The following is a 25,543-nucleotide window of genomic DNA, read 5'->3' as shown; positions in this document are numbered from 1 at the left end:
TGCAGTAAGAGCTGCGATCATGGTCGGCCCCCGCGCGGATCAGGATTTTGCGCCAGCGTCTGGGACCGGAAATCGACCGAACCAAATCCGCGATGGACGCCGAGTACGCCCACGATCAATGCCACCATCGATGGCACGACGATGGGCGCGATCGCCACGGCCTGTTCAGAGCCAATCGAGGCAGCGCCGACGAGGATCAGTATGACCGCCCAGGCGAGATAGAAACTGCCCCAGAGATAGCGGCGGGTCGAGCGGTAGCCCGGTTCTTTGATCGGCTCGCTCATGCCGCAACCTCCGGCATGAAACGCTTCAGCTGTGCGAAGGTCTTTGCACCGACAAGCCCGTCAGCCACCAGTCGATAATCGCGCTGGAATGCAATCACCGCCTGCTCGGTGCCAGGGCCGAAAATACTGTCGATCGATAGATGATAAAAACCGGCACTACGTAGCGCGCGCTGAAGGTCCGCGACAGCAAGGCCGCGCATTCCCCGCCGCAGAACGATATCACCCGGATTTGAGGAAAGGTTGTCGGCCTGAAGCTCGGCAACAATATCCTTTGCCTTGGCAAGGTACGCTGCGCGATCTGCTAGGCCGTTGGTGCCGCCGTTTATGCGCTTCGTAACTCCAACCAAATCATCCTTATCGGCAAGATCGTTGAGGTTCCGAGTTGACCAGAAATAAAAGACAGCCCACGCAGCCCACGGCCAAGTGGCCACTAATTCAGGCTTTGCTTCGAAATCCGGCGCGTCGGGAACGTACCCACGTACCCATTTGGTGAAGGTTCGATAATTGGCGCGGCCGGTCAACTGGATCGGGCTGCGGCCCTTATAGCGCTTGCCGTCTCCAGGCTGTGTATTGCCTAGATCGGCGCGGCCCTCGTAGGCGGCACCACTGGCATATTCCTCGATCGCACAAAAGCCGTCGCTCTCGTGAGCGAGCTGCGCGAGGAAATGAACGATGCGCAGTCCGGTCGTAAGCTGAAAGCGCTTCAGGAAGTCGGGCAGCAACGGGCCGAAAGAGGCAATAATCGACTGCTGGTTTTTAATCTTGCTAACAGCGACACGGGGCGCAAGCGCGGCAAGAACCGTGTGATTGATTTGAGATGCTAGATCGGTCACATCACGCCCTCCGCGAAACAGTGTTCAAGAAACAGGCCCGCTATGATGGGCATGAACAAAGTTTTACACGGCGGCTATAATGGGGTTCACGCCCGCTCTGGCGGGCGGCACTTCTGGACTATTCGGAGGGGAACATTTCTATCTGGCGATCGTCCTTTTTCTTGGGACGATACTTGACCGGAGAGCGGTTGAAAATCTTTTCGACGGCATCCTCACGGATGCCCAACCTACGTGCAATCTGCGCGTTCGACAAGCCCTGGTCACGATCCCGCCTCGCACGCATATCGCGGATCAATGGTACCGTGAAGCCGTCACCGCCATAACGCCGGGAAAGCTTGGTTACAATATCAGACCCGAGACTATCAACCAGCTGCGACCGACTAACGTTGGACGGCGAAGGAACATAAAGTCGGATACCTGCATGTGCATCGGCAAGGCGGATCAATCCTTCTTCTCCAAGAAGGTCGATCAGTTCTGCAATGAGGCTGTTGTTTTCCTCCTTCACTGCGGCCTCTCGATCTGTGCCGATATAGCCAGCTGGCGCGCGGTGACAGTCCGCAGACGGGCTTCCAGCTCGACACGTTTATGGGAATGCGGCCGCATCAGATTGATACGGCGTTGAAGGGTTTCGCGCTCGGACTGAAGGCGATTGATCTCGGCTTGTTCCGGCGCGATAAAAAGAGGCAGGTTAACCAGTGATGCTGAATGCTGAACCATAATCATGCCCTCACCATTGCCAAAGTGCGGGAGCCGCGCTTTATTAGGGGAAATTCGCAGGGGGTTGATATGAAACTGGTACTCGCTGGACTGGCACTCATCGCACTTAGCGCGACCGTTCACGCCGAAGAGTTCAATGCAGAGCTGACGGCGATTAATTTCGGTACTATTCTCGCTGCTGAGGAGCCGTGTGGAATGTCCTATGAACCGGCGGCCATCGAAAAATATGTCGCGGATAATGTTCCTGCAGAGGATGTAGGCTTTCCTGCAACCCTCACACGATGGACGCGAATGCAGAAAAGTAGGGTCGGTGATATGACGCCGTCCGAAAAGGTAGCCTACTGCGCCACCGCTCGCCAAACAGCTGCCAAGCTTGGATTTGTCAAACAGTGACACCAACACGTCAGCCAATAGCTGACGCATGGCTTTAAATCCTATAGTAGGGCAGCTGGAGATCATTACGACTGCACAGCCTTTCTGATCTCGTTGCCAAGCTCATTCATGACAGACTGCCAGTCTTGGCTCGTCATTTCGGTCAGACGGAACGCCTCATTCCCGAAGCCGCACAGATTGCGGACGTAGCGTTCAAGCCCACCTGGCTCTGGCAATCTGCCAAGCTGAGATAGAACGCTCCATTGAGCTGCCGCCACCTTGGCAGCATCCGAGCGCCGCCAAGGTTCCATATCAGCCGTTTCCATCCAGACCGGCCCCACCTTGCGCTCGATCCACTTTTTCAGCCCTTCAATGGCAGAGCGGGCATCACCCGCGTGGTGCACAAAACGAACATCATCGACGCCAGTCTGTCGTTGGACGAAAGCAATCAGTGCTTCGTCGGATCGGTTCTCAAAAACGCCCAGGTTCCATCCAGCAATCCAGAGCGCCTGAAGCTTGCCTGCGAACTTGCCTTCAAGGCGCTTTCGAACGCCCTTTGAAGCTGACTTAAAACCCTGACGGCGAAATTCATCGATCAGCTTCAGGCGTTCGCCTTCGGTCATTGCCGCAGACGAATGCTTGCCGGTGACGCGGATGCAGATGGCGCGATAGGTGTCATCATCTAGACCGAGCTGCTTTTTCGCGACGTGTATGGCGGCGGTGGTCCTCATGCTACACCTGCCTTGCCACGCCTCTTCGACTCAGATGGAAATTGCTGATCTGAAACGGTCAGGGGGAATTCATCGTGCACGAAATCGATCGAGGTTTGCTCGTCACAACTCTTGCTTATCTGGCAATCAATCGCGGCATTCTTGAGCGCTGGCTTGCCACCAAACCATCGCCGGAGGACGTTTCGGATTTGATTGATCAGATAAGAAACGACCTGAAAAATACTCACTCTAATGAATCGCTTGATCCTGAAACTGAACTTCTTCTCGTTGAGAAGGCGCTCGCGATTGTCGATCAGTTCTTTGAGAAAGGCCTTTCTATCGGCACCTGACGGAATGGAATGCCACTCGAGGCCATCAGGCGTGTAAATCACACAGTCTTTCTGCAAGCAGACACCAAAAACATCAGGGAAGTTGGTGATCGGGCGCTTCATTACACACCTGCCTTCGAAGTACGCACAAAGACGCGGCGATGATGATGCTCGCAGAAGCTGGAACCAGTTTTCACGGGGTGGCCGCAAAACAGATGCTGTTCGCCTTTGGCTGCGTTGTTGACAGCAAACCGGCATTGGCGCAGCGAGATATCGGCCAATGGTAAGCCAAGCGGCTCGATGGCCGGATCGAATGCGGGCAATTCCTCACAAACGAAAACCGGCTCCGGCTCGACTGCCGGAACGACTACTGGCGCGGGTTGTGACTGCCGAGCTGAAGACCGACGCGCAGCGGTTTTCATGCGGCCGGGCTTATAGGGCGATGACTCCTTCTTCGGCTGGCGGGCACCACCAAGGCCGATCTCGCTCAGCATCGTGTCGCGGTGGATAATGCCGATAACAGCATTGCGGCTCACACCTAGGCGAGTACCGATCTGTCCGGCCGAGAGACCTTCGTGAAGCAAAGTGGCAACAGAGAGCTTGCGCTCATCGGTCCACAGTCTGTTGGGATGGTTGCTCATTTGGATATGACCTTTCGGCTGAAGAGAACGGAAGCAACAGCGCGAAGCCCAGAATGGATCGCGTGCTGCCATCGGCTTGAGCGGCTGCGTTTTTCAGCTGGCGGAATTGGAATGAACGGGTGGGCGCGGCGATCTACCATCAACTTGCAGAAAGTTGGGCCGTCTACTCCTTCAGGCACGGACAGAAACTCCGTGCCCGCAGGGCTATAAACGACGCATACGTTCGACAGCAGAACGCCGGACACTTCACCTGCACGGCCGGTGCGCTTGTTCATGCCGACACCTCCGGTGCAGCAGGAAGTCGACACCAGTGGGTGAAACTACCGCCAGCTGAGTAAGTGTCATGCTTCAAATAACCAAGCTGATCCCTGTCTGAGAGATCATCCAGATAGATATCGAAAATACCTTCTGGCCAAACGAAATCGGTTTCCTCGTCTGACCAACGAACGATGCATATGCGATCCCATGTGCCGCCATTCGACTGAGGCCGATAGGCGAGAAACCATGTCCCATCCTTCGGTGCACTCTGAAATAGCTGCCAGCTATGAACTGGCAGCTGAATGGTCGGAGTTTGCAGAAGCGGTACAGCAACTGCAATCGCGGCTTCGGCCATCGCCGTGTAAGAGGAACCGGCGTTACGGATAGCCTTCGTTACAGCTTGAAGAGCGGCATTATAGGATTGGGCTGAGTTTTCCATCACGTTACCTCACGCCTTCGCGATATCGACAGTGACAGCGATCCAGTCATCCTGAACCGAAGCGCGTTTGTAAAAGCGCACGTACTGTTTGGAATACTGAACGTCGATGGCGTCCTCGATGGCGCGCATGGCGTCCTTCCAACGCTGATCGGAAATATCGAGCTTGGTCAGCTTCTTGATTTCCTTCAGGTTGATTTTACCTTCCTTGTCCGTATCGAATGCGCGAGTGATGATGGCGCGGATTTCAGCGCGTGCGCCGTCCGTCCATTCGTTCAGGCACTCATCAATGAGGCTTTTCGCAACCTGCAATTCCGGGCCTGCGACCTCGAAATCATTGATGCTGACCTTGACCATCATCAGACCGTCTATGGTCTGATAGGTCCGGTTTCCCTTCACGCCGCCTGGACGGGCGTTGTATTCCTGCTCCAGAACTTCATCCAGGCTGTCGAGGTCGGTCATGCTGTGCTTGCGGAACCGGCTGATTTGCGCCGAGATGTCCTTCGCGTAACCCATCACCTTGCGGACGGTCTCGTCACGAAGCTTGTCGGCGGGCTTCACCAGTTCGAGCGGTACCAGTGCGCCCTTGGCGTTGGCCATGTAGGGCTTGTCTCCAACCATGGTGACGCCCTGATCTGAATTTCCTGCGAATGCAGCGGTGGTCATTACTTCGGTCATTTTAGCTTCCTTAAAGATGGATTGAATGATCAGGCCACATCACCGCCATCGCCCTGGATGACGACGAGCTTCGGGCGCTTGGTTGGCTGAGGTGGGAATGACAGAATGCTGCTGCCTGAATTTCGCTGTCGGACCGACATGGGTTGCAGCCCGAGCTGCTGTTCCATGCCGCTGGCCGCATCTTCGTAGGCGACCAGGGAAACAACGATGCTCTGCATCGTGAGGTTGGAAATCTGAACGCAATCGCCAGCTTCCAGCAGGGCTTCCTGGAACAGTTTGCGCATTTCACGGATACTTTCGGAAAGCATGATTACGATCCTTCCTTCAAGCGGCTGAACCGGCATCCTGACCGGCAAGCCTGATACATGCGGACGCGGTTGGAGTTGGTGGCGGCAAAAGGCTTGCGCTGCCACAGGAGGCATGTGTTGTGGGGGATGTCGCCCATGATCGGGCAACTGACGGTTTCGGCGAGAAGAGCGCCGCGTACGGCACCCTCTACGCGGCTGATGTCGCCATTCTGGTAGCTGTTCGATAGCACCTGGCTAATGGCAGAAGCCGAATAGCCAACTTTGCGGGCAATGGCGGATTGACTGTCACGGTCGCAGGCTTCGGCGAGGATCACGATCCATTCCGGGATGGCTTCGCCCCAGGCTGCACGCGCCTTGTCGATGTTGGAGAGCTTTGCAGCCATCATGGTTGCACCTCTTCCGTCTCGACGGGGCCGACGATCTCATGCCGGTTCTGATCAAAGACAGCTTTCGTGCGCAAGATCATCGGCGGCAACGGGCCGGAGTTCATGTGCGGAGCCAAGCGCCATATGCCAAGCTTGCCTGGAGTACCTTTGACCATCTCGATCAGGTAGCCAGCCTTTGCCAGAACTGCGATGTATGATTTGGCTGTCTCGACGTTGATGCGCACATCGTCGGTCGATGACCACGCAACGATGTCTTGGGCGGTGAAGCTCTGAGCACCGGCATTGGTGCGCATGTAGTTCCACATGGCCCGCTGCTTTGAGACACTTTCGATGACGGTGCCATCACGGCGGACTTTTGGCGTGGCCGTCTGACGGGCAACGATGCGATAAATGATCGCCCGCGTTTCCTTCTGGCCGACACGCTCGATGATGCCTGCCTTCAACAATCGCCGAAGAAAGTCTGAAACGTCGTCACGGTGGGCATTCTTGGAAAATGCCATAATGTCGGGCGCGGAGAAGGTCATGCCGCGCATTTCGTGGTCCATCATCACCGACCAATAATGATCGATGCCGCGCATAGCCGACTTGTTCTTATCAACGGTGAGCTTGAGTGCGATCGACATCATGCGGCCCTCCGATTGCGCGAAGGAACAGCGCCGGTGCAAAAATAGCCTGCACCCTTCTGATACTCGTCCAGGCTGATTTTCGTCAGGCCGAGTTCGTCGGCGGCATTGGCGATGGAATGGAGAGTGTTGCAAATGCGGCGGACACGACCATCGCCTTCCATACGTGCCTGATCCAGCAGCGCGTCATCAATGGCAACGGCGCGGCAGAAAGTCTTAGCCAGTGTGCGTGTATCGTCCAGATCGCATGGCTGCGCATATCCCCATTCCAGCACGAGGTCGCGGAACCGATCGACACGCTCCAGTTTCTTCGGAAACAGCTCTTCGCCAATCAGCAACACCGGAACGTTGCTCTTCTTCGCTATCATGCGGACCAGCTCAATCATGTTGCGATCGACAAGCTTGTCGGATTCATCAATGATGAGCGGGCGCTTAGGATCGCGCGCCAGAATGCCGATGATCTCATCTTCCAGATCGGACAACGTGCCTCTCGCGTCCGGGTGACCAAGTTCGGACAGGATGGAAGTGAGCAGCTTCTTTTTCGTCCAGGTGTCGGAGACCTCGACATAGGCCGCAGCCGTCTTGTTCATGGCATAGAGCGCCGCGACAGACTTGCCGTAGCCCGAAAACCCGGCGAATACGCCGAGGTTTGGCTGAAGCGGATGGCGGTTCTGAAGCGACCTGACCAGATTGAGGCATGCGGCCACATTCTTGATCGGTGCGGTGTCCCCGCCATTGACAATCGGTTCTTTACCAGTCATTTTTTCCTCATTGACTTGGAAATTGAATTTGAAACCCCGCTCCAACGGGGTTTTTTATTTTCAGCGAGCTATCTTCAGCGCTTGCTCCAGTCCAAAATCCTTTGCTGTGTCTTTGATGGTTCGGTATGCGGCCGTGGCCTGAAAACGGACGAGCTGCGCGGCAGTGTCGTCATCCAGTTGGACGCCAGCGGCAATCTTGGTTTCGAGGTCCATGGCCCATTTGAAGCGGCGCGCGTTGGCACTCAGGCCCGCGTCCGGGTCGAGATGAACAACCTTGGATGCCTTGCGGTCCTCGGCCTCACGTATGATGGCTTCGTGCAGCTCCGCCGCCTTTTCGTTCAGCGGCTTTACTGGAACACCCATCTGCGGAAGGGTGGCGGCATCAAGTGCAGCTGCAATGGCAGGCGTGGTGTGCTGCTCTTCCCGCTTTGGCAACTGGATGACATTGGCGGTCTGCCCGGCCTTTTCAGCGACCTTGCGCTTGGCGAGACGTATGGTGCGCTCGATGCCGGATGGGCCTTTCTTCAGCTCGCGGATATCAGCCTTGATCTCGCGTTCACGCTGGCGAACGATATCGGCGGCGATGTCCTTCTGAGCCTTGACGTAATCCTGCGGATTGACGCCCGCCAACTCGGGGCATAGGGCAACATCGAGGAACATTCCGCCATCGGCTGCAAAAACATACATCTTGCCCATATCGAGCGGATCGCGTCGGCAGAACACTTCCGTGCCGACCATGATGGAACCGGCGACATAGTGTAGGCCGTTGTCCTTGATGCCTTGCTTGGTCATCTTGCGGAGGCCGTTCTTCCCGGCAACCGGCATGAGCAACGTGTCGAGCGCGCGTTCATCAACGCGGCGAATGACGGCGTTCGATGCTTGCGCGACCGCATTCGGTGTGCGCTTTTTAAGGCCACCGTGTTCGCGCTCGTGGTATCGATACTCTAACCAGTCATCAATGTGCTGCTGAAGTTGCGCCGCTGTAAGATCGACCTCAAACAATTCCTTTTCGTCGGCACCGAGACGTTGCGCGAAGCTCTTCCGACCTTCGATTGCCTTACGATCAGCAACTGAGTGGCCGATATATCCCGGCAACTGCGGGCATACCTCGTGCTGAAATGTCTTGATGACGCGCTCAACATGGCCTTTTTGTTCCGGTGTATAGGCGTCGGAGATGTCCGGTGTGATATCCAGATTGTCAAACAGCCGCTTGGTGGCAATAGCAACGAAATCGGAGCCGTTATCCGTTTTGATAATCGTTGCTACGCCCCACTTTAGGGTGGATTTGCGGATCAGAAGAGCCACCGCAGATGCGCGAGGCGTTTTCGACAATGTGATGACAAGGCGACGGGTGGCGATGTCGATGCAGGCATACATCGAATGACGACCGTCAACGCAAAGGGCGTCAACCGGCGAAGCGTCGATCATCCAGAGCGCGTTCGGTTCATCAACATGGCGATAGGTGCCGGTGCCAGACAGCTTCATGGTCGAGCGGAACTTGTCCGGGTCCGTAATCTTGGTGAGTACGAGCTTCTCGTCGGCCTTAAGTGCCGAAATGAAATGCTGAAAAGTGCGTAGCGGCGGCAACGGTGTCATCACACCGTGGCGATCAACGAGAAACGAACCGAAATGATCCTCGCAATATCCGCGAATGATGTCGGCAGACAGGTGCGGGTTGGAAGCAATCCAAGCCAGTATGAAGGCGCGGACTTCGCCACCGTTGGCCGTTTCCAACAATCCCTTGCCCTTGCGAGCTTCCGAGCGATCAACGCCGAGAGAATCTTTTGCACCCTTGGCCTTGGTGGACCGCCAACGGAAAACTGACCGCTGAGAAATGCTAGGTAAGGTTTCTTTGACCCACCGATCAACCTGGATCATTCCGGTATTGTAGCGATCACAGAAAATAAACAATGCGCCTTGAACGCTTAGATTAAGGCCCTTCAAGAACAGTTCAAACGCCGCGATAACCGCGAGGCGAGCATCGCGCTCACGCTGTGCACGATCGGTCAGGGAAACCGGGACAATGCTATTTGCCGTGGGTATAAGTGCAAGTGGCTCTACACGGCCAGTAACCATGTAGCGCTGCACGTAGGTCACCTGAGCGAGAGTAGGCAGAAGCCGGTAATTGTACTCAAGGCCGCCACCACGGCCCTTACGGCGGCGAACGCAGCCAGGATTATTGGTCCAACCTTCCCGTTCTGCATAGATTTGCATGCCGCGCTCACTATCCGGCAAATCGGGAAGCGCTTCGTCCGCGATCTCGCGAGCGGTCAGCCATTCCTTCGGGCGGGTAATTTCAAATGGTGCAACGCGTGTTAGCTCGTTCATCGACGTGCCTTTTTTCGCTGCGCGGACAGCATCTGCCGTCGCGCTTGTAATTCTTCGATGTGATCTTCAAGAAGCCTGTCTTCGATGAGGTCGGCGTATTCGTCCTCAATGACGGTCAGGTTGAACATGTTGGGAATAAAGCCGAGCAGTTCGCGCGCGCCAGTCGCATCAACCAAAGCGATAAATGCATCGAGTGGTATGCGATGTTCGTCGCTGGCTTCAGAAGCCCACTTATCGAGCATTGCCGCAGAGATCGGCCTGCCCAGATAGTGAGACATCTTTGCCGCTATTTCGGTCCGAGCCTTGCCTTCGTCCTTCGCATCACGAAGAGCACGGCCAATAAGACGCGCAATCTGGCTGTCGAGTGACCCGCGACCGGTCACGCCTTCTTCGTAGCGGATTGCCACCTGCGGCGGCTTCCACTCGAAAAGGTCTTTGGTGAGAGGGTCGCGGCGTCGGCTCATTAGTGCTTGACCTTCCGGTCAGCCACCCAACGCAGGATCGCGGCTTCGTGCAGTACGAAAAACGAAATCTGTTCTGCTGGCTTCAGGCGAGCAAACCGATCGGCGATTTTCTCCCAAGCGGCCTGTTCGTTAATGGGTGGCAATTCGTCAATGATCGTTACAGCGTCCGCGACGGTTTGGGCTTTTCCGTCGAGGATCAACTCGACGATGCGTGACGCGCGCTCATAGGGTTCAGCGGCAATGAGAAGCAATGCCTGCTGATTGTTGGCGAGAGGCTGGAAGATCGAGATGCGCTCACGAAGATCGGCGGGAATGCCAGCGATCTTGAATGAGCGGAAAACTTCATTACGGCTGATCGTCAGGAACCGCTGCGCTGCCTCAGAAAAGCTAAGCGAAAACTCGCTGCTGACTTCAAGCAATTCGGTGTCATTCGAATTAAGTTCCAAGTTGGTACTTAATTCGGCTTTGGCCTTGGGACCACGCTTTACCGGATGTGCGGTGCGCCAGATCGTGCACCAATCGGCAACATCTACGCTGCGTTCCAGCGCGGTTAGACTGTGACGGTAGAAATTTTCTGCTATGCCGACTAACCGCGTTTCAGCTTCGTGTTTGAACTCGTCTGGCTGACGAATGATCACCATCACATCGCGTTCGATGAGCTTGGCCGCTGCCAGGCGCTTCGCGCCGAACACAAGCTGAAAACGGTCAGTGGTGGTGGAAATGACTTCGATTGGTTGCCGTTGGCCGATCTGCAAGAAGCTGTCGGCAATCGCACGAGCAGCATCATCTGATACCTTTTTGAAGTCGGACGGAATGTCGATCAACGTGGTGGAAATGATATCTGTCTTCATTTTCAGTCTCGGTAAGTTGTCAGGAAGAAACGGAATGGCTGACGGAACGCCTATGCGGCTGTCTGTGCATCGTCAGCGAGCGGCGGACGTTTTGCCCTTCCGCTGCCATTCTTCTTGCTGCTAGTATCCGAGCCGTCATGACGACCGCGCGTGAACATGTCTGGGAACATCTCGCGGAACGGGACGCCAAGTGCAGTTGCTATCGCTTCTGCTCCAGGGCGACTGGCTCCGATAATTCCTTGACGGCAAGCGGCGGGATACATGCCAGCATCGCGGGCTATACCGGTCAGGGTTTTATTCTGACGCAGTAGCTCTTCTTTGATCGCTGCACGGTCCCACTTTTTGGGGTTGGTCATGATTGCTCCCTGTTTTCTGACCTGTGCAAGAGGTCGGTTGGCGTGGGGGTAGGTGTTCAAACAGTGTTAAAACGTTGTCGTAACGGATATTCGCAATATAGTGCTCAATAGTCAAGCCCTATACGGCGCAATTCCAGTTCGGAGTTGATGTGCCGATTACTTTAGTGCCTGAAGTTGCATTATTGTGTAAAAACAGTGACTTATCAGGAGAATGGCGTTGGCAGTCTAAGTCCGAACCAATTTCGGAGTTCGTACTTTGGTGAATGACACCTTTGCAGATCGCCTTAAAGTGCTTATTGGGAATCAATCGGCCAACGCGTTCGCTCGCGAGGTCGATATTGGCGAAAGCCTGATGCGCAAGTATCTTGCTGGTGCGACGCCTGGTATTGATAAGGTGGCGCAAATTGCCAAAACCAAGGGCGTTGCACTTGATTGGCTAATTAATGGCGAAGGCGGCATGAATTTGCACGAGCCTCCGCGCCTTCCTCAGAGAACACAAGCTGCTGATTTAGAAGCGAATTCCGAGTTTACGCTGGTCCCACGCCTTGATGTCCAGGCTTCAGCTGGCGCTGGTCGCGTTTCTATAGGCGAGGACCCGTTGGAGTACCTCGCTTTTCAGTCTACATGGTTGCGTAGCCGGAACATCAATCCAGCATTTGCCCGGATTTTGACGGCACGTGGGGACAGTATGGAGGAGACGATTCGCGACGGAGATGTCTTGTTGGTTGACACTTCGGTTAATCGCATTAGGGACAATACCATCTACGTGATCGTCTATGGCGACATGGTGCTCGTAAAGCGCGTTCATGGGCGTTTAAATGGCTCTTTACAGCTGATTAGTGACAATCCGCGTTATCCGGCCGAAGAAATCTCGGCAGGCGAAACAGAACAGCTGCACGTCGCAGGGCGAGTAATGTGGTTCGGGCGTTCAATTTAAATTTGATGTCAAAGGCTCGCCCTGCCATTTGATCTTGCGCCGCCTTTTTGTGATTGGCGCACTGCTGATTTCTTGAAAGCCCCGCTTTTCCGGGGTTTTTCCGTTCTAAATCGCGAAATCCCATTTGTTCCCGGATAATCCCGGTCACTGCCATATGATATTGCGGGTTACACGATCCGCTCCATCATTTTATCTCATTGCGCCAACAAAAACCTTCAACTCTTCTCGGCGTGATTTTAACAACCTATTCAATTCACATCTAAGGTTTGACTAAGCCCTTCGTTGGAGCAAAACTGATGTTGCTAATTCATCAGCAGTAGGCTCACCCCTTTTGGTTGGTGCAAATGATGCGGGGGCATCCAATCGGATAGGGAAACACCCCACGCCATTTCACTCGATTTCCGGGCTGGGCGGGGGACAGGCCATGCTCCAGACCGACGTGTCAGAAGACCTAGGCTCTTACAGGATTCATGCCAAGGCGGATCTTGAGCGCAGCGCATCGCTGGACTGGCCCTATCTCTGCGGCATGAGCCTGCTCAAATATGCTGTCGATGAAGCTATCTCCGAACAACTCGCCCTGATGGGCACGGCATCGAACGCCGACCGGGCATGGATGATCGAGTACCGGCCAGACCTGCTTCGGTTTTGTAACACCCATGAATGGTGCCGGGGGCAAACCAAAGCCTATATCTCAGAGCTTCAGGAAACGCCGACCACGCTCATCGCCTGGCTGCACAAATATCTGGTTCTGGGCCATGCGGTGGCGGTCCACGACGTGACAGACCTGCCCCGGACAGCGCGGGCGATTCAGGTGGAGTTTCTCCGACAGAGCAATAAAAGTGTCCTGAGCGTGCCCATATTCTATGACAATAAACTGCGCGGCATCATCGGCTTCGATACGACCGTCGCAAACAAGATATGGTCGGCCAGCGAAGTCAAAGCCCTGTTCCAGTGCGCCAATCTCATCGGACAGGCAAAATATTCGACCGGTCACGCCCTTGAGAAGACAATCGCACCGGAAAACGCGGCCCCCCTCGTCTATCTGAGAAATCGCGGCGTGGTGCGCGGCGTTCATCCCGAAATCATCGTCGGGGTGCGCTCGGCTGGCAATTACAGCGAAATCTGGCTCGAAGATGGATCGATGTTGCTCGATTCGCGCTCGCTCGGCATGTGGTCCAGCCTGCTGCCGTCGAAGGTCTTTCTCCGGATACACAGAACCGCCTTCGTGAATACGCTGCATGTCATCGATGTCGACCGCAGAAAAATCGACAAATGGCAGATCAAGATGCGCTCCATCGACCACGCATGGCCAGTGTCGCGCTCCTACCGGAAGCAACTACGCGAACGCATGGGAATATAGCCGCCTAGTCCATTGTGACCGTTACACTTTTAGCATCATGTCATTCGTCAGACCGGCACGTCGTTTCGTCCTTGAAATATTGTCATTCCCGCAATTTCTTGGATGGTGCTTGCATCAGAACGTTCTCCACGGTTCTTTAAGGGTCTCCACATGTCGTCTCGGATGCTAGCGCATTTTACCGCCCTCTCGCTGGTCACCACCAGCATTCTCCTTGCCAATAACGGTCAGACAAAAGCCGAAGACCTTGCCTTGAAGGATGCCGTCTCCATGGCGGGGATGCAGCTTTTCCTCAATTCCGGTGCACCGGGGCTGATCATCGCCGTGGTGCAGGGCGATAACAGCATCATTCAGGCCTATGGTGAGACTGCCCCCGGCAGCAATGTCGAGCCGGACGCGCATTCGGTTTTCCGTATCGCCTCCGTTTCCAAGGTTTTTGCCGGTGATTTGCTGGCAGCGCTCGCCGCGAAAGGCAAACTCAAGCTGACCGATCCGCTGGAAAAATATGCACCTGAAGGTGCCAAAGTCGAAGTCAACGGACGTCCGATCACCCTGCTCGATCTGGCCACACATTCTGCCGGTCTGCCGCGCGAATTGCCCAATCCCGATACGAAAATCACGGATAACCCCTTTGCCGCTTTCGACCGTGATTATTACTGGAAGTGGATCGGAAGCAACAAGCCGGCTTATGTGCCCGGCACCACCACGATTTATTCAAATCTTGGCTACGGTCTTCTGGGCGATGCGCTCGCCAAAGCTGGTGGTGCGGATTATTCCACCGTCCTCGCCAACGAAGTGCTGAAACCGGCCGGGCTCACCGACACGACCAATGTGTTGAGCGACGAGCAGAAGAAGCGGCTGATGACCGGGCTCGACCCCCTTAACAAGCCGGATGCGAACAGCCCCGTTCCCGACATCATGTATGCCAGCGCCGGGATCTACACCACAGCGGACGACATGGTGCGCTGGATGCGCTGGCATCTCGACGGCGCGGCCCAGTCCCGGGAAGATGCGCTGCTCGATCATACGCTTTGGCTGCCATATGACGGACTGAAACATGTGGTCGGAACCGAAGTGACGGCAGGCGACGGCATGGGGCTTGGCTGGGTCGCCACCCTGCCTCGTGATGAAACGCCGTTTCTGCTCGGCAAAAGTGGTGGCCTTGGCGGCTTCATGAGCTATGCGGTTCTGTCGCCCACCCGCAAGCTTGGCATATTTGTCGTCGCCAGCCGGGTCAATTTTGGCATGTTCGAGAATATCCATTCGCAGGTACGCGAACTGGCGGCTGAACTGGCCCGCTAATCATGCAGAGTTTCGCACTGCTTCGGCAATTCGGCCGGCGACGGAAAGTAATCTTCTCCCGTCGCCTGCTATACAGAACCCTGCTCGGTGCCACAGCATTGCTTGCGTCCGGCATGCCCGACGCATTTGCGCAAGAAAAGCGCGACATTTTCAAAACCGAAATATTCCTGACACCCTATAGCAAGCTCGGCGATGGAGATGCTGCGGGCGATTACCCGAAACTGAACGGCCAGTTGCTGTTCATGACCGGCTATACCGGCTATTTCGGAATCAAGGACAGCAACGGCCAGATTCCGCGTTCACACTGGAACAGCGTACAGCCGACAGCGGAAGCTGCGCTCGTCTGGCAATTGTCACAGCAATTCTCCATCCTATCGAAAATCACCTTCGACTCGTCCGTCGAGGCGACGGAAGACAACGCCTTTTCCGATCTCGGCTTCAATCTGAAAAACCTGTTTGCCTCTTACACCCATGACAATTTTGCGCTCTATGGCGGCAAGATGGATATCGGTTTCGGCGATGGCTGGCACGCCATTGACGGTCTTTATAACGGCTTCACCGACGATTTTCAGTATATTGGTTCAATCGGACTTGGCGGACGCTATACATTCAACACCGAGAGTATAGGCGCGCATTCATTCGCCGGTCTGGTGTTTAAGCGCGACGATACAGTTCTAAGCCGCCGCCTCAGCCTCGACGACGGTTTCATCTCTCCCACCGAAGGTCAGCCGCCTGCCTTCAGCAACGATCTGAATTCGTTCATCCTGTCCTATGATTTCCGCAATGTGCCCGGCTTGAAAAACATATCCGGCGGCGTGGATGTCGGACGGCTGGAAGCGGAACCTGGTTATGGCGAAAGTGCCAACACGATCTCCGCCCGACTACGTTACGATACGGCCCTGACTGACAAATGGAACCTGAGCTGGTTCAACGAAGCCACCTTTTCCAGCGCCTTTCGCGGCACACCGGTTTCCAACGGTAACGGAGTGACATCTCTATCACTGTCTTATGATCGTTGGCAGTTCACGGCGACAACCGCGATGCGCAAATTATCTGGCAGAGATCAAAAACTGGCGCAATACGGGCTTCAGTCCGACTGGGACTGGGGCGTGGCGGGCACTGTCACCTATGTCACGCCCATCGGCGTCATTCTGCAAACAGGACTTGTCCATCAACGTGACCAGACCCTGAACATCAATCAGGGTGTTTTCCGCATCGCTTATCAAACGGGGTTTTAAGGCAAACATGAAGACCAGCATGAGAACCAGAACGTCGTCCATCGTCCTTGCCTGTCTGTTCGCGCTCGGCTGCTCGACAGCGGCCCTGTCACAGTCGGTGTCCATTCAAAGCCAGCCCAATCCGGCTGCCGATGTTGTACAGATTCCGAAAGGAAGCACCGAAAAGGCGCTCAAGGCTCTGCCGCAGATTATTGCCGATATTATGAAACGCAGCCATGTGCCCGGCATGGCGGTTGCTGTGGTCAGCGGCGGCAAGACCGTGTTTGCGAAAGGCTATGGCAAACGGGAAATGGGCAAGGATGCCGCCGTAAATGCCGATACCGTGTTCCAGATCGCTTCAATTTCGAAATCCATATCCGCGACCGTTGCATCCATCGAGGTGACGAAGGGCGCGGTTGCGTGGGACGATCCGGTAGCAAAACATCTGTCCGGTTTCAAACTGAACAACGACTATGTGTCGCAATACGGAACCATCGGGGATTTCTTCGCGCATCGCAGCGGTTTGCCCGGCACGGCAGGCGATGATCTCGAAGACCTCGGTTTCAAGCGCAATGACGTCATCGCCCGCTTGCAACAATTGCCGCTCGATCCGTTCCGCACCTCCTATCACTATGCGAATTTCAGCACGACCATCGGTGCTGAGGCGGTTGCAGCGGCAGCGGGTGAACCATGGGACAAGCTGGCGGACGAACAACTTCTCCAGCCGCTGGGCATGAAATCGACCAGCTATCGCTATGCCGATTATACGGCGCATGACAATCGCGCCTCACTCCATGTCTATCAGAACGGCGCGTTCCTGCCACTTGGACAGCGCAATGCGGATGAACAGGCGCCAGCTGGCGGTGTGTCGTCCACTGTCGTCGATCTGGCGGAATGGCTGAAACTGCTGCTTGCCAATGGCGAGTACAAGGGCAAGCGCCTGATCGCAGAAGATGCGCTTCTGCCGGCGCTTTCGCCGCAATCCTTCAGCGCTCGCGCGCACGACACCGGCGCCCGCTCTGGCTTCTATGGCTATGGCTTCAACGTCAGCACAGAACTCGGCGGTCGCCCGTCCATGGGCCATTCCGGCGCTTTCCTGCTCGGCGCGGGCACAGCGTTCAAGATCGTACCGTCGGCCGGTATCGGCATCATCGTCCTGACCAATGGCGCGCCGGTTGGGGCTGCGGAATCGGTGGTCGCGCAGTTCACCGACATAGCCCTTTACGGCAAATCCTCCCGCGACTGGTTCGCCGCCTATAACGGCGTCATGAAAGGCTTTTTCCAGCCACAGGGCGACCTGTCCTTCAAGGAAAAGCCAGCCGCGCCATTACCATCCAAAGCCTTGCAGGAATATACCGGCAGCTTCGACAATGCCTATTTCGGCAAGACGGAAATCAAGGAAATCAAAGGAACGCTGACACTCGTTCTCGGTCCGAAGGAAATGCAGTTCCCGCTGCAACATTGGGACGGCGATACTTTCGCCTTTGTCCCGGTCGGAGAGGCAGAACTGGTCGGTTCACTCGCATCCGTCGTCTTCAAGGTCGATCAGGGTCAGGTGCAGGGTTTTGACATCGAGTTCTACAATGGCGGCGGCACGGGCCACTGGACCAAGGCCCCGCGTTCGTAATTAGAAAACGTCGGGCTGGCGCGTTTCGTCAGCCCGACGATCTTACCATTTATAGCGCAGCACGCCCTTTCCGGCATAATTGCTGCTCGCTCCCGAAAATTCCGCATCGAAAGCCACGCCCAGCGACAGTCCGTTGTTCCAAAGCATTTCCGCTGAAATGCTGGCAAGGCCCGTATCACGCGATACCGAAGCGCCGTTCACCACAAATCCAGCCCCGGGCAATCCGGTGAGCATTGCCGACATGATGCGATCATTGTTGACGTTTCGCACCCACGCAGCCCTGCCGCGCAGGGTGAAAACTCCGTCGGTGAGTGCGAAGGATCTGTCTGCTCGCAGGCCCATTTCGCCGCGCCCGACCGTTTCGTGCTTCGATGCATATCGCAATGCATAGGTATCCGCACCGCTACCGACGGTTTCCGTATAGGACGGTAGATCGAAGCTGACGAATTGCCCGGCGGCATAGGGTGTAATCCCTATCCATGGCGTGTCGAAACGATAACCGGTTTCCAGACGGCCTGACCAAGCATTGGCGTCATAACCGGCCTGTAGCGTATCGAAACCGTTCAACGCGACGGCGCGTTCTGTCTCGATATCCTGCCAGCCATAAGCCAGGGCCGCACTGAAATAGGCATTGCCGACCGTCTGACGACCATAAAGGCCGAGTTGGAACAGATCCGAATTGCCGCTGCCCAAACCGTCGGAGAGACTGAAACTGCTATGTCCGCCAGCCACGGCAAAGCCGAGCAAGGTATCGGGCGACAGCCGGTAGTCCGCGCCGACGGCCACACCGTTGATCTTGCTGCGCAAATCATGTGAACCGATGACGTTGTTACCATCCAGCGAGCGCGATGAACCAAACCCGGCACCCCACACATTCCAGCGTGCCTTCAAGGGATCACCTTCAACAGAGGCTCCTGTTTTCGCCCCTCCCGCAACCAATGGATCAGTCAGCGTCGCCATGAACTGGCTCATTGCATCCACGGTCGTTTGCTGTACAGCCGTCGCCAATTCGCCCGATGCGACCGTCAGTCCCTCCGCATCCAACCCGCCATAGGCCAGTGGAATCTGTCCTTCACGGTTGAAATAGCCAACCAGCGCCGCCGAAACATTGCGTTGGTTCACGTTGAGACCGATCATGTTCAGGGTCAAATCGAGATAAGCATTGTCAGCATCGTAGCTCAGACTTGAGGTAAAGCTCTGCGGCAGATAGGTTGTCAATTCCGTGCTGAACCGGCTGTCGCCAATTCCGCCTTCCGCATTGAGGATCGCATAGCGACGCATAACATATTTATCAGGCGCGAACGTCGCTGCTACCGTTGCGCCCCCAAGATCGGCCTGACCTGTGACATTGACCCGGTCGGCATCCGATGCCGAGACCTCCACGGCATAGGTCGATGTGCCGGTAAAGCTCAGATCGCCGTTGACGGTGAGGGTACCGATGGAATTGCCCGGCGCAAGAGTACCGCCGTCGATATGGGTCGTGGAAACGATGCCGTTTCCACCAAGTTCGCCGCCTTCATAGACGGTGACCAGCGATGAAGATGTAATCGAGCTGTTGACCGCCAGACGACCGTCATAAACGCCGGTCGCGCCCGAATAGCTGCTGTTGCCGCTAAGAACCGTTGTGCCCTCGCCGATCTGCCAGAATGCGCCGGTCCCGGAGATAGCGCCCGAAAAGCTGTACCTGTCCGAGCGATTGAAGGCGAGCGTACCATTATTGATGATATTGCCAGCAATACTTCCGGTATCACCAAGCCCGACCACCAGCGTACCGGACTGAACCGTCGTGCCGCCGCCATAGCTGTTATTGCCTGCGAGCACCGTCACGCCGCTGCCGGCTTGCTCGAATGAACCGGAACCGGAAATATCGCCTTTCAGCACAACGGTTCCAGAACGATTGACAACGAAATGCCCACTATTCTCGACATTTGCCGCAAGCGTGCCGCTTTCGCCACCTTCGCCCAATTGCAATGTGCCTGAGGATATGCTGACGCCGCCGCCATATTGATTTCTGCCGGTCAGAACGAGCGTACCGGTGCCCGCTTGCTCCAGTTTGCCGTCACCCCACACCATGCCATCGAAGGTAACGGTATCCGACCGGTTGAAAGCCAGCGTGCCGTCATTGAGCACGTGGCCGGTAATGGAACCGGACGTACCACCATCGCCGATTTGCAAACGCCCGGCCGCGATCATCGTCGCGCCGGTATAGCTGTTGCTGCCGGTCAGGATGGTTGTCCCTGTACCGATCTGCTGCACGCTGCCGGAGCCGCTGATCGTGCCTGCATACGCCATTGTGTCGGACCGGTTGAAGGCAAGGATACCGTCATTGTCGACATTGCCTGTTATCGCGCCGGATGTTCCGCCATTGCCGATGACCAGCGCGCCGGACAGAATGTTCGTGCCACCGGTATAGGTGTTGTCGCCAGCAAGAACGGTAGTACCAGCGCCGATCTGGTTCACCGCTCCATTGCCTGTGATATCGCCGGAGAAAAGCACCGCGTCCGAGCGATTGAAGACCAGCGTGCCATTGTTCAGGACATCGCCTTCGATCCAGCCGGAATTGCCGCCTGCTCCCAATTCCAGCGTGCCGTTGGCAATGGTCGTCCCGCCGTAATAAGCGTTGTCGGCAGTGAGAATGGTTGTGCCGGATCCCGCCTGCACGAAGGAGCCGGTACCGACGATCAGACCGTCGAGGCTGTAACTGTCCGACCGGTCGACGGCCAGAGTGCCTTCGTTCAAAACGCCACCGATGATGGAGCCTGTGGTTCCGCCATCACCGATCTGCAATGTACCGCCAGCGATAAACGTGTTGCCGGTATAGCTGTTTTCGCCAGTGAGGACCGTGGTGCCCGCACCTGCCTGGATCAGCGCGCCAGCGCCTGAAACCACACCGGAATAGGTGTAGCTATTCTGCCGGTTGAAGACGAGACCGCCATTATTGACGATATTACCGGCAATCGAACCCGTGGTGCCGCCATTGCCGATTTGCAGAAAACCGTTGGCAATCGTGGTGCCGCCGCTATGGCTGGCGTCACCGCTTAAAATAAGCGAACCTGCCCCCTCCTTGTACAATGCACCGCTTCCCGACACATCAGACGACAGCTCGAGCGCCGTCGCAAGCAATGTGTCAATGGTAGCCGTACCAGACAATTCAACACCACGTGCCAGCGTGATATTGCCAAGCGTCGCCAGGGTTGCATCGCTGATTGAAATGGCCGCCGCACCGGTGCCGATATTCTGTGCTTCATATATTGCCAGCGTGCCGCCCAGAATACTGGTCTGCCCCTGAAAACTGTTATTGCCGGTCAGGACGAGAATACCATCGCCGTCTTTGGTCAGGCTGCTGCTTGCGCTGGCGCCAGTGATATCTCCCGCAAAAACCGTGTCCGTATCCTGATTGACTGTAAGGTTGGCACTGTCGATGGAGATCGTGCCGCCGCTGCCCCACAATGACCCCATGGTCAAGGCATTGCCATTGAGATCGAGTGTGCCGCCGATCATCACATAATCGGTCATGTTCGGCAGCGCACCGGCGCTACCTGCCGCCATGCGCAATGTGCCCGCCTCGATCAGCGTGCCGCCAGACCAGCTATTGGCTGTATTTTCGACGAGCAATGAGCCTTCGCCCTGCTTGGTCAATGAACCGGAACCGGAAATAACTCCGGTCAATTGCAGTTCTGTGCCCGATGCGACATCAAATGCCGCTTCACCGCCGAGCGTTACAAGGCTGCCAAGCGATATGGTGCCAGTCGTCTGTAATGTGCCGTTGTTGATGGTAAGGCCATTGGATATCTGCCCAAGATTATTCGCCGCGGAAATTTGTAGCGTTCCCGCGCTGATTATCGTTTGGCCGGAATAGCTGTTGGAACCGGACAGAACGAGCAAGCCGTCACCAGTTTTCTCCAACCCGTCGTTGCCAGTAATGGTCGACGCAATGGTCGCTGTTTCACCCGCCAGTACCCGCAATTCCGGCACGGCAATGGTGATGCCATTGCCCGAATAGCCGACAAGGTTCAAAGCCGTACCGCCGGTGATGGTATAATCGCCGCTCACGAATTGAAGACCGACAGCTGTTTGCGTTCCATCCAGCGTGACGGTACCGCCAATGCCGCGGAACACTGCGTAACCTTGTCCCCATGTCGATCCCAGTGTGCTGCTGCCGCCCAGCGGATCGAGCCAGTTCTGATCCGATGCCGACCATGTTCCATCGCCACCGTCGAGCGTCAACGCATTGCCGCCCCAAACCTGAAGAAGGTCAAGGCCGTTTGGCAGTACCAGAAGATCCACGACATTCGGCGCATAATCGATGGCATATGAATAGGCGATGGGATTGGTAATCGGCGTTTCGCCCACCATCAAACCGGCATTGGCCGTCGTCAGCGTTCCGCTATAGGAAATCAGGCGATGATAGCCGATCAGCGTGCTGTCCGAATTGCCACTGACGTTTACCGTCGCGCCATTCAGCGTCAGATCGCCATCGACCTGAATAGATGCCGCCTTCTGGGCGCTGGATGTACCCAGACCATAATTAAAGGTCGCACCGCTTTGCAGCGTCAGGTCGCCATCGACCGTAAGCTGCGACTGCAAACCGGCAACAATCGTGCCGCCGCTATTGACCGTGGTACTGCCCAATATGCCGGAACCACCCAGTGTACCGCCAGCGTTGACGGCGACCGTGCCACCGACCACAGCCGAACTCGTCAGTACGACACTGCTGTTGCCAATATTCGACTGGCCGGAAAACTGGGCCAGTCCCTGCCCGGAGATTGTCGTCGTTCCACCGCGGAAATTGATCGTGCCGTTGCCTTGCACCGTCGTATCGAAGCGGTAACCGGTCGTATCATGATTGAGGTTGAGCGTACCCTGACTGCCGAGCACTACAGTGCTGTGAATTGTTCCGGCTGCAGCCGCTGTCTCGCCCGCAGCCGCGCCAATATTCACGATACCTTGCGCGCCGTTCTGTCCGACCTGCAAGACGCTGCCGCCTGCCGCCAGTCCAACGCTTGCGCCATTCGATACCGTCAGCGAACCGTTACCGACGGAACCGACATCAATTTCAGCAACATTCAGGAGCGAACCGGCTCCATCCACAGTGACCTGCGCCGCATCGCTGCCCGGATCACCGGCGCCGATCTGCAACTGCCCCCCTTGAACCGCACCGCCATCTGCCACTGAAAGAAGAGCGCCTATATCGGCCGTGCCGCCGAAATGCAGTGTGGAACCCTTCCCGCTGACCGTCAGCGCGTTTCGCGAACCTGCGATTACGGATGCTGTACTTCCAACCGAAAGATCCCCGCCGACATTAACCCGCCCACCATTTGCGACGGTCAGTGAATCGTCGCCATAGCCAGCGACACTCAATGTGCCGCTTATATTGAGGCTTGTGCCGGCGCCCGTCACCTCCAGCAAGGCGCTTTCGCCCTGCACCGAACCAATGATCACATCCGCCGTATTAAGCTGCGCAGCGGAGGTCAGAACCAGCGTTCCGCCATGCACACCGAGATCGCCGCTGAAAGTTTCCGGCGAGCCAGTCAAAGTCCATGTACTGCTGTCGCGCTTTTCCAGCGCATCGAACCCCTGAAATCTTTTTTCAAAACCGGTCAGATCGAACTGGGCCGTACCGGTTCCGCCGAAGACCAGCGTGTTCTGGCCGCTCGGATCTGCGACAACCTTGCCATTGAAGGCATAACCAGCTCCAAGAACCAGCGTGTTATTGCTGCCGGAAAACACCACCGCAGCCGCGCGCGAACCGTCCTGATTGAGACCACCAGAAATCGTACCGGCGTTGACCAATGTCGCATCGCCGGACGCGAAATAGACGCCGACGCCCGCCGTTCCGTTCTGCCCGTCCGTGCCCCTGTACCACCAGGATGGCGGATTGAAGGGAGCCGAAGGCGCTTTGCCGCCCGCGCCCGCATTGCCACCCGTTATACTTGCACCGGCTACGTTGGTCAGCGTGGCACCGGCCGCCATGGATACACCGATGCCGCCGTCGCCGCCTTTCCCGCCATTGCCGCCCGTATCCGCACCGCCACCGCCGCGCCCGCCATTGCCGCCATCGCCGCCGCTAACGGCACCAGCGTTAGTGATCGTTGCAGCCGTACCGGTCGACGTGATGCCGTTGCCGCCACGCCCGCCATCGCCACCATCGGATGCCGTATTGCCGCCCGGCAGACTTACACCGCCCTGCCCACCATCCCCACCGCGCACCGTGACACCGGCTTCAATCGCGATAGCAGACTGACCCGAACTGCCGATACCGTCTCCGCCGCTGCCGCCATCGCCACTGCGTCCGCCACCTGTTGTGAGTGTGTCATAGGGTGCAGACGGAAGCGAAATCGGGCTGGAACATTCGATCTCACCCTCATCGTCTTCGCAGACCATGATGCTGCCATCGTTGTTTTCATCCGCGTGCATGCCCGATATACCACCGGCACCACCCGCACCGCCTGCGCCACCCAGAATGCTACTCCCGCTGCTGACAGTCAGGTCGTAAGCCGTGGATATGCCGATGCCGCCACCGCCACCTCCGCCGCCGCCGCCACCGCTGCCACCCTCCCCCGGGGAAACGGTGAAGACGTTCCATACGGTAACGCCGTCGCCACCCTTTCCGCCAGCACCGCCATTGCCACCTGCACCACCGATGATCATCTGGTCGGTTAGCGTCGTCACAGAACCGGTGAAGATTGCGCCGGTGCCACCGCCACCACCACCGCCGCCGCCACCACCGGAAGCGCCATTGCCGGTTGCAAATGCACTTTGCCCCTTTTTCCCGACATCGCCCGGTTTGCCACTGTCGCCGTTAAAACCGCGTACCAATGTAACATCGGGCGCCACATCCCCTGTATAACCGATGATGCCGCTGATGCCTGCCGCGCCGCCATGCGCGCTTCTTGCGCCTTCACCACCAGCGCCACCGTTTCCTGCAGAAGCGCTATTGCCGTCGTGATCCCCACCTGCGGCACCGCCTGCTCCACCTCCGCCACCACCACCGCCGGATATGGCGGAGGCACCGGAGCCCTGTCCTCCCGGATTTCCCTTGGCGTCGAAATGCGATGGGGGCGTGCCTTCCGCACCGCCCGCACCACCAGAGCCAGATTGTTGCTGTGCACCGGCTTGCCCTATCAATGAGGGTGTACTGATGATGGCGGCGGGAACCATGAGCGCGCACAGAATGCGGCCCAGCGCAGTCGAATTTGCGAAGCGCCGTTTCCACCGGTTCCATTGCCTGCTGTTCGCCGATGCCCCATCCGCGCTATCGACATCCTGCTTGCCGAGAGGCAAGTCCCGCCAGCCCAAATTGCTCATTCGCAATCGCCCGCCAAATGTTATTCGTCACATCCGAGGATTTGCTAAACTATTGAATCCGGCAAGAGTTTTGGGACCAACCAACATTCCGGTTTGTTGAATCAACGCAGACACGAGCAACTCGACTGCAGACGGAAAGCTCGCGCGGTCAAGATTCCGTCTCGAAAGTCCAAATCAGTCTGCTTTTGAGATGGCTCATCTGTTCGGCTTACTGCGGAACTGGCAAGCCGCGCCAGCTTGCGCTGACCGAGCGGTTTAATCTCCGGACTCGTTACGAGGCATCATTCGACAAGGATGACATATGACAAGATTCACATTTTGCCATATGTGAAAACTCGACAGATTTGAGCATTCATTGGAGAACATATTCCAAGCCAGACACTCCACTAAAATGCCTGCGGCTCCGCCATCGAACGGGCAGCAAGTACAACGGATTTTCGTTGTATGTTCAACGTTCGTG

24 protein-coding genes are annotated in these 25,543 nt (G+C 56.5%); 7 read left to right on the top strand and 17 right to left on the bottom strand.

What is annotated here, in order from left to right:
• Nucleotides 1-17 precede the first annotated feature (17 nt).
• The 4 genes from FGI60_RS02075 to FGI60_RS02060 form a co-directional block, all read right to left on the bottom strand.
• Complete coding sequence (locus FGI60_RS02075; RefSeq protein ID WP_138783704.1) at nt 18-284, bottom strand: NAD(P)+ transhydrogenase beta chain; 267 nt, start codon at nt 282-284, stop codon at nt 18-20.
• Nucleotides 281-1,117 carry a peptidoglycan-binding protein gene (locus FGI60_RS02070; protein WP_210238406.1) on the bottom strand — a complete coding sequence of 279 codons (837 nt, stop codon included), beginning with the start codon at nt 1,115-1,117 and terminating at the stop codon, nt 281-283. Before FGI60_RS02070 ends, FGI60_RS02075 begins: the two co-directional genes overlap by 4 nt.
• A 118-nt stretch (nt 1,118-1,235) precedes the next feature.
• Nucleotides 1,236-1,622, bottom strand: coding sequence for a hypothetical protein (locus FGI60_RS02065; RefSeq protein ID WP_235889711.1), 387 nt, complete (start codon nt 1,620-1,622; stop codon nt 1,236-1,238).
• A complete protein-coding gene (locus FGI60_RS02060; RefSeq protein WP_138783702.1) occupies nt 1,619-1,834 on the bottom strand; it encodes a hypothetical protein in 216 nt (71 codons plus the stop codon). Before FGI60_RS02060 ends, FGI60_RS02065 begins: the two co-directional genes overlap by 4 nt.
• Nucleotides 1,835-1,903: 69 nt before the next feature.
• Between FGI60_RS02060 and FGI60_RS02055 the strand changes: the two genes are divergently transcribed.
• The gene (locus FGI60_RS02055) at nt 1,904-2,227 is read left to right on the top strand and encodes a hypothetical protein (RefSeq protein ID WP_138783701.1); all 324 of its coding nucleotides are present in this window, start codon (nt 1,904-1,906) and stop codon (nt 2,225-2,227) included.
• A 65-nt stretch (nt 2,228-2,292) separates the two neighbouring features.
• Here the strand turns inward: FGI60_RS02055 and FGI60_RS02050 are convergent, their stop codons facing one another.
• The gene (locus tag FGI60_RS02050; RefSeq protein ID WP_138783700.1) at nt 2,293-2,937 is read right to left on the bottom strand and encodes a gp16 family protein; all 645 of its coding nucleotides are present in this window, start codon (nt 2,935-2,937) and stop codon (nt 2,293-2,295) included.
• A 74-nt stretch (nt 2,938-3,011) separates the two neighbouring features.
• Between FGI60_RS02050 and FGI60_RS26200 the strand changes: the two genes are divergently transcribed.
• Nucleotides 3,012-3,266 (top strand): hypothetical protein, encoded by a 255-nt coding sequence (locus FGI60_RS26200; RefSeq protein WP_171058676.1) that lies wholly within the window; start codon nt 3,012-3,014, stop codon nt 3,264-3,266.
• A 101-nt stretch (nt 3,267-3,367) separates the two neighbouring features.
• On the opposite strand, the gene FGI60_RS02040 is transcribed toward FGI60_RS26200, so the two are convergent.
• From FGI60_RS02040 to FGI60_RS01990, 11 genes are all read right to left on the bottom strand, one after another.
• Nucleotides 3,368-3,886, bottom strand: a complete 519-nt coding sequence (locus tag FGI60_RS02040) for a GcrA family cell cycle regulator (protein WP_171058675.1) — start codon at nt 3,884-3,886, stop codon at nt 3,368-3,370.
• A 271-nt stretch (nt 3,887-4,157) separates the two neighbouring features.
• Nucleotides 4,158-4,583 carry a hypothetical protein gene (locus FGI60_RS02035; RefSeq protein WP_138783697.1) on the bottom strand — a complete coding sequence of 142 codons (426 nt, stop codon included), beginning with the start codon at nt 4,581-4,583 and terminating at the stop codon, nt 4,158-4,160.
• A gap of 9 nt (nt 4,584-4,592) precedes the next feature.
• Nucleotides 4,593-5,258, bottom strand: coding sequence for a DUF3164 family protein (locus FGI60_RS02030; protein ID WP_235889710.1), 666 nt, complete (start codon nt 5,256-5,258; stop codon nt 4,593-4,595).
• Between the two features lie 29 nt (nt 5,259-5,287).
• Nucleotides 5,288-5,566, bottom strand: coding sequence for a hypothetical protein (locus FGI60_RS02025; protein ID WP_138783696.1), 279 nt, complete (start codon nt 5,564-5,566; stop codon nt 5,288-5,290).
• A gap of 2 nt (nt 5,567-5,568) precedes the next feature.
• Nucleotides 5,569-5,952, bottom strand: a complete 384-nt coding sequence (locus FGI60_RS02020; RefSeq protein ID WP_210238405.1) for a transcriptional regulator — start codon at nt 5,950-5,952, stop codon at nt 5,569-5,571.
• Complete coding sequence (locus FGI60_RS02015) at nt 5,949-6,578, bottom strand: hypothetical protein (protein ID WP_138783695.1); 630 nt, start codon at nt 6,576-6,578, stop codon at nt 5,949-5,951. The genes FGI60_RS02020 and FGI60_RS02015 overlap by 4 nt, the downstream gene beginning before the upstream one ends.
• Complete coding sequence (locus FGI60_RS02010) at nt 6,575-7,336, bottom strand: AAA family ATPase (protein ID WP_138783694.1); 762 nt, start codon at nt 7,334-7,336, stop codon at nt 6,575-6,577. The genes FGI60_RS02015 and FGI60_RS02010 overlap by 4 nt, the downstream gene beginning before the upstream one ends.
• 60 nt (nt 7,337-7,396) lie before the next feature.
• On the bottom strand, nt 7,397-9,664 hold the full coding sequence (locus tag FGI60_RS02005; protein WP_138783693.1) for a Mu transposase C-terminal domain-containing protein: 2,268 nt from the start codon (nt 9,662-9,664) through the stop codon (nt 7,397-7,399).
• The gene (locus FGI60_RS02000) at nt 9,661-10,128 is read right to left on the bottom strand and encodes a hypothetical protein (RefSeq protein WP_171058674.1); all 468 of its coding nucleotides are present in this window, start codon (nt 10,126-10,128) and stop codon (nt 9,661-9,663) included. The genes FGI60_RS02005 and FGI60_RS02000 overlap by 4 nt, the downstream gene beginning before the upstream one ends.
• Nucleotides 10,128-10,979 (bottom strand): ParB N-terminal domain-containing protein, encoded by an 852-nt coding sequence (locus tag FGI60_RS01995; protein ID WP_138783692.1) that lies wholly within the window; start codon nt 10,977-10,979, stop codon nt 10,128-10,130. The genes FGI60_RS02000 and FGI60_RS01995 overlap by 1 nt, the downstream gene beginning before the upstream one ends.
• Before the next feature lie 50 nt (nt 10,980-11,029).
• Nucleotides 11,030-11,335 (bottom strand): helix-turn-helix domain-containing protein, encoded by a 306-nt coding sequence (locus FGI60_RS01990; protein WP_138783691.1) that lies wholly within the window; start codon nt 11,333-11,335, stop codon nt 11,030-11,032.
• Nucleotides 11,336-11,594: 259 nt separating this feature from the next.
• Here FGI60_RS01990 and FGI60_RS26470 point away from each other — a divergent pair, with 259 nt between their 5' ends.
• The 5 genes from FGI60_RS26470 (at nt 11,595) to FGI60_RS01965 (ending at nt 17,775) form a co-directional block, all read left to right on the top strand.
• Nucleotides 11,595-12,272, top strand: coding sequence for a LexA family transcriptional regulator (locus FGI60_RS26470; protein ID WP_235889722.1), 678 nt, complete (start codon nt 11,595-11,597; stop codon nt 12,270-12,272).
• A 424-nt stretch (nt 12,273-12,696) separates the two neighbouring features.
• Complete coding sequence (locus FGI60_RS01980) at nt 12,697-13,632, top strand: LytTR family transcriptional regulator DNA-binding domain-containing protein (protein WP_171058673.1); 936 nt, start codon at nt 12,697-12,699, stop codon at nt 13,630-13,632.
• 150 nt (nt 13,633-13,782) lie between these two features.
• Entirely contained in the window at nt 13,783-14,931 is a 1,149-nt protein-coding gene (gene ampH / locus FGI60_RS01975; protein ID WP_235889709.1) for a D-alanyl-D-alanine-carboxypeptidase/endopeptidase AmpH, read from the top strand.
• 113 nt (nt 14,932-15,044) lie between these two features.
• Nucleotides 15,045-16,169 carry a hypothetical protein gene (locus FGI60_RS01970; RefSeq protein ID WP_235889708.1) on the top strand — a complete coding sequence of 375 codons (1,125 nt, stop codon included), beginning with the start codon at nt 15,045-15,047 and terminating at the stop codon, nt 16,167-16,169.
• A gap of 19 nt (nt 16,170-16,188) precedes the next feature.
• A complete protein-coding gene (locus FGI60_RS01965) occupies nt 16,189-17,775 on the top strand; it encodes a serine hydrolase (protein WP_138783689.1) in 1,587 nt (528 codons plus the stop codon).
• 42 nt (nt 17,776-17,817) lie between these two features.
• Here FGI60_RS01965 and FGI60_RS01960 read toward each other — a convergent pair whose 3' ends face one another.
• The gene (locus FGI60_RS01960) at nt 17,818-25,083 is read right to left on the bottom strand and encodes an autotransporter-associated beta strand repeat-containing protein (protein ID WP_171058672.1); all 7,266 of its coding nucleotides are present in this window, start codon (nt 25,081-25,083) and stop codon (nt 17,818-17,820) included.
• Nucleotides 25,084-25,543 lie beyond the last annotated feature (460 nt).

Source organism: Brucella haematophila, from assembly GCF_005938105.1.
Lineage (GTDB): Bacteria > Pseudomonadota > Alphaproteobacteria > Rhizobiales > Rhizobiaceae > Brucella > Brucella haematophila.
This window is presented reverse-complemented; position numbering and strand designations above follow the sequence as displayed.

What these genes read in the sequence shown, in the direction of transcription:
- FGI60_RS02075 (WP_138783704.1), bottom strand. Translation starts at nt 284, where the DNA reads ATGAGCGAGCCGATCAAAGAACCGGGCTACCGCTCGACCCGCCGCTAT.
- FGI60_RS02060 (WP_138783702.1), bottom strand. Translation starts at nt 1,834, where the DNA reads ATGGTTCAGCATTCAGCATCACTGGTTAACCTGCCTCTTTTTATCGCG.
- FGI60_RS02055 (WP_138783701.1), top strand. Translation starts at nt 1,904, where the DNA reads ATGAAACTGGTACTCGCTGGACTGGCACTCATCGCACTTAGCGCGACC.
- FGI60_RS02050 (WP_138783700.1), bottom strand. Translation starts at nt 2,937, where the DNA reads ATGAGGACCACCGCCGCCATACACGTCGCGAAAAAGCAGCTCGGTCTA.
- FGI60_RS02040 (WP_171058675.1), bottom strand. Translation starts at nt 3,886, where the DNA reads ATGAGCAACCATCCCAACAGACTGTGGACCGATGAGCGCAAGCTCTCT.
- FGI60_RS02035 (WP_138783697.1), bottom strand. Translation starts at nt 4,583, where the DNA reads ATGGAAAACTCAGCCCAATCCTATAATGCCGCTCTTCAAGCTGTAACG.
- FGI60_RS02030 (WP_235889710.1), bottom strand. Translation starts at nt 5,258, where the DNA reads ATGACCGAAGTAATGACCACCGCTGCATTCGCAGGAAATTCAGATCAG.
- FGI60_RS02025 (WP_138783696.1), bottom strand. Translation starts at nt 5,566, where the DNA reads ATGCTTTCCGAAAGTATCCGTGAAATGCGCAAACTGTTCCAGGAAGCC.
- FGI60_RS02020 (WP_210238405.1), bottom strand. Translation starts at nt 5,952, where the DNA reads ATGATGGCTGCAAAGCTCTCCAACATCGACAAGGCGCGTGCAGCCTGG.
- FGI60_RS02015 (WP_138783695.1), bottom strand. Translation starts at nt 6,578, where the DNA reads ATGATGTCGATCGCACTCAAGCTCACCGTTGATAAGAACAAGTCGGCT.
- FGI60_RS02010 (WP_138783694.1), bottom strand. Translation starts at nt 7,336, where the DNA reads ATGACTGGTAAAGAACCGATTGTCAATGGCGGGGACACCGCACCGATC.
- FGI60_RS02005 (WP_138783693.1), bottom strand. Translation starts at nt 9,664, where the DNA reads ATGAACGAGCTAACACGCGTTGCACCATTTGAAATTACCCGCCCGAAG.
- FGI60_RS02000 (WP_171058674.1), bottom strand. Translation starts at nt 10,128, where the DNA reads ATGAGCCGACGCCGCGACCCTCTCACCAAAGACCTTTTCGAGTGGAAG.
- FGI60_RS01995 (WP_138783692.1), bottom strand. Translation starts at nt 10,979, where the DNA reads ATGAAGACAGATATCATTTCCACCACGTTGATCGACATTCCGTCCGAC.
- FGI60_RS01990 (WP_138783691.1), bottom strand. Translation starts at nt 11,335, where the DNA reads ATGACCAACCCCAAAAAGTGGGACCGTGCAGCGATCAAAGAAGAGCTA.
- FGI60_RS01980 (WP_171058673.1), top strand. Translation starts at nt 12,697, where the DNA reads ATGCTCCAGACCGACGTGTCAGAAGACCTAGGCTCTTACAGGATTCAT.
- ampH (WP_235889709.1), top strand. Translation starts at nt 13,783, where the DNA reads ATGTCGTCTCGGATGCTAGCGCATTTTACCGCCCTCTCGCTGGTCACC.
- FGI60_RS01970 (WP_235889708.1), top strand. Translation starts at nt 15,045, where the DNA reads ATGCCCGACGCATTTGCGCAAGAAAAGCGCGACATTTTCAAAACCGAA.
- FGI60_RS01965 (WP_138783689.1), top strand. Translation starts at nt 16,189, where the DNA reads ATGAGAACCAGAACGTCGTCCATCGTCCTTGCCTGTCTGTTCGCGCTC.
- FGI60_RS01960 (WP_171058672.1), bottom strand. Translation starts at nt 25,083, where the DNA reads ATGAGCAATTTGGGCTGGCGGGACTTGCCTCTCGGCAAGCAGGATGTC.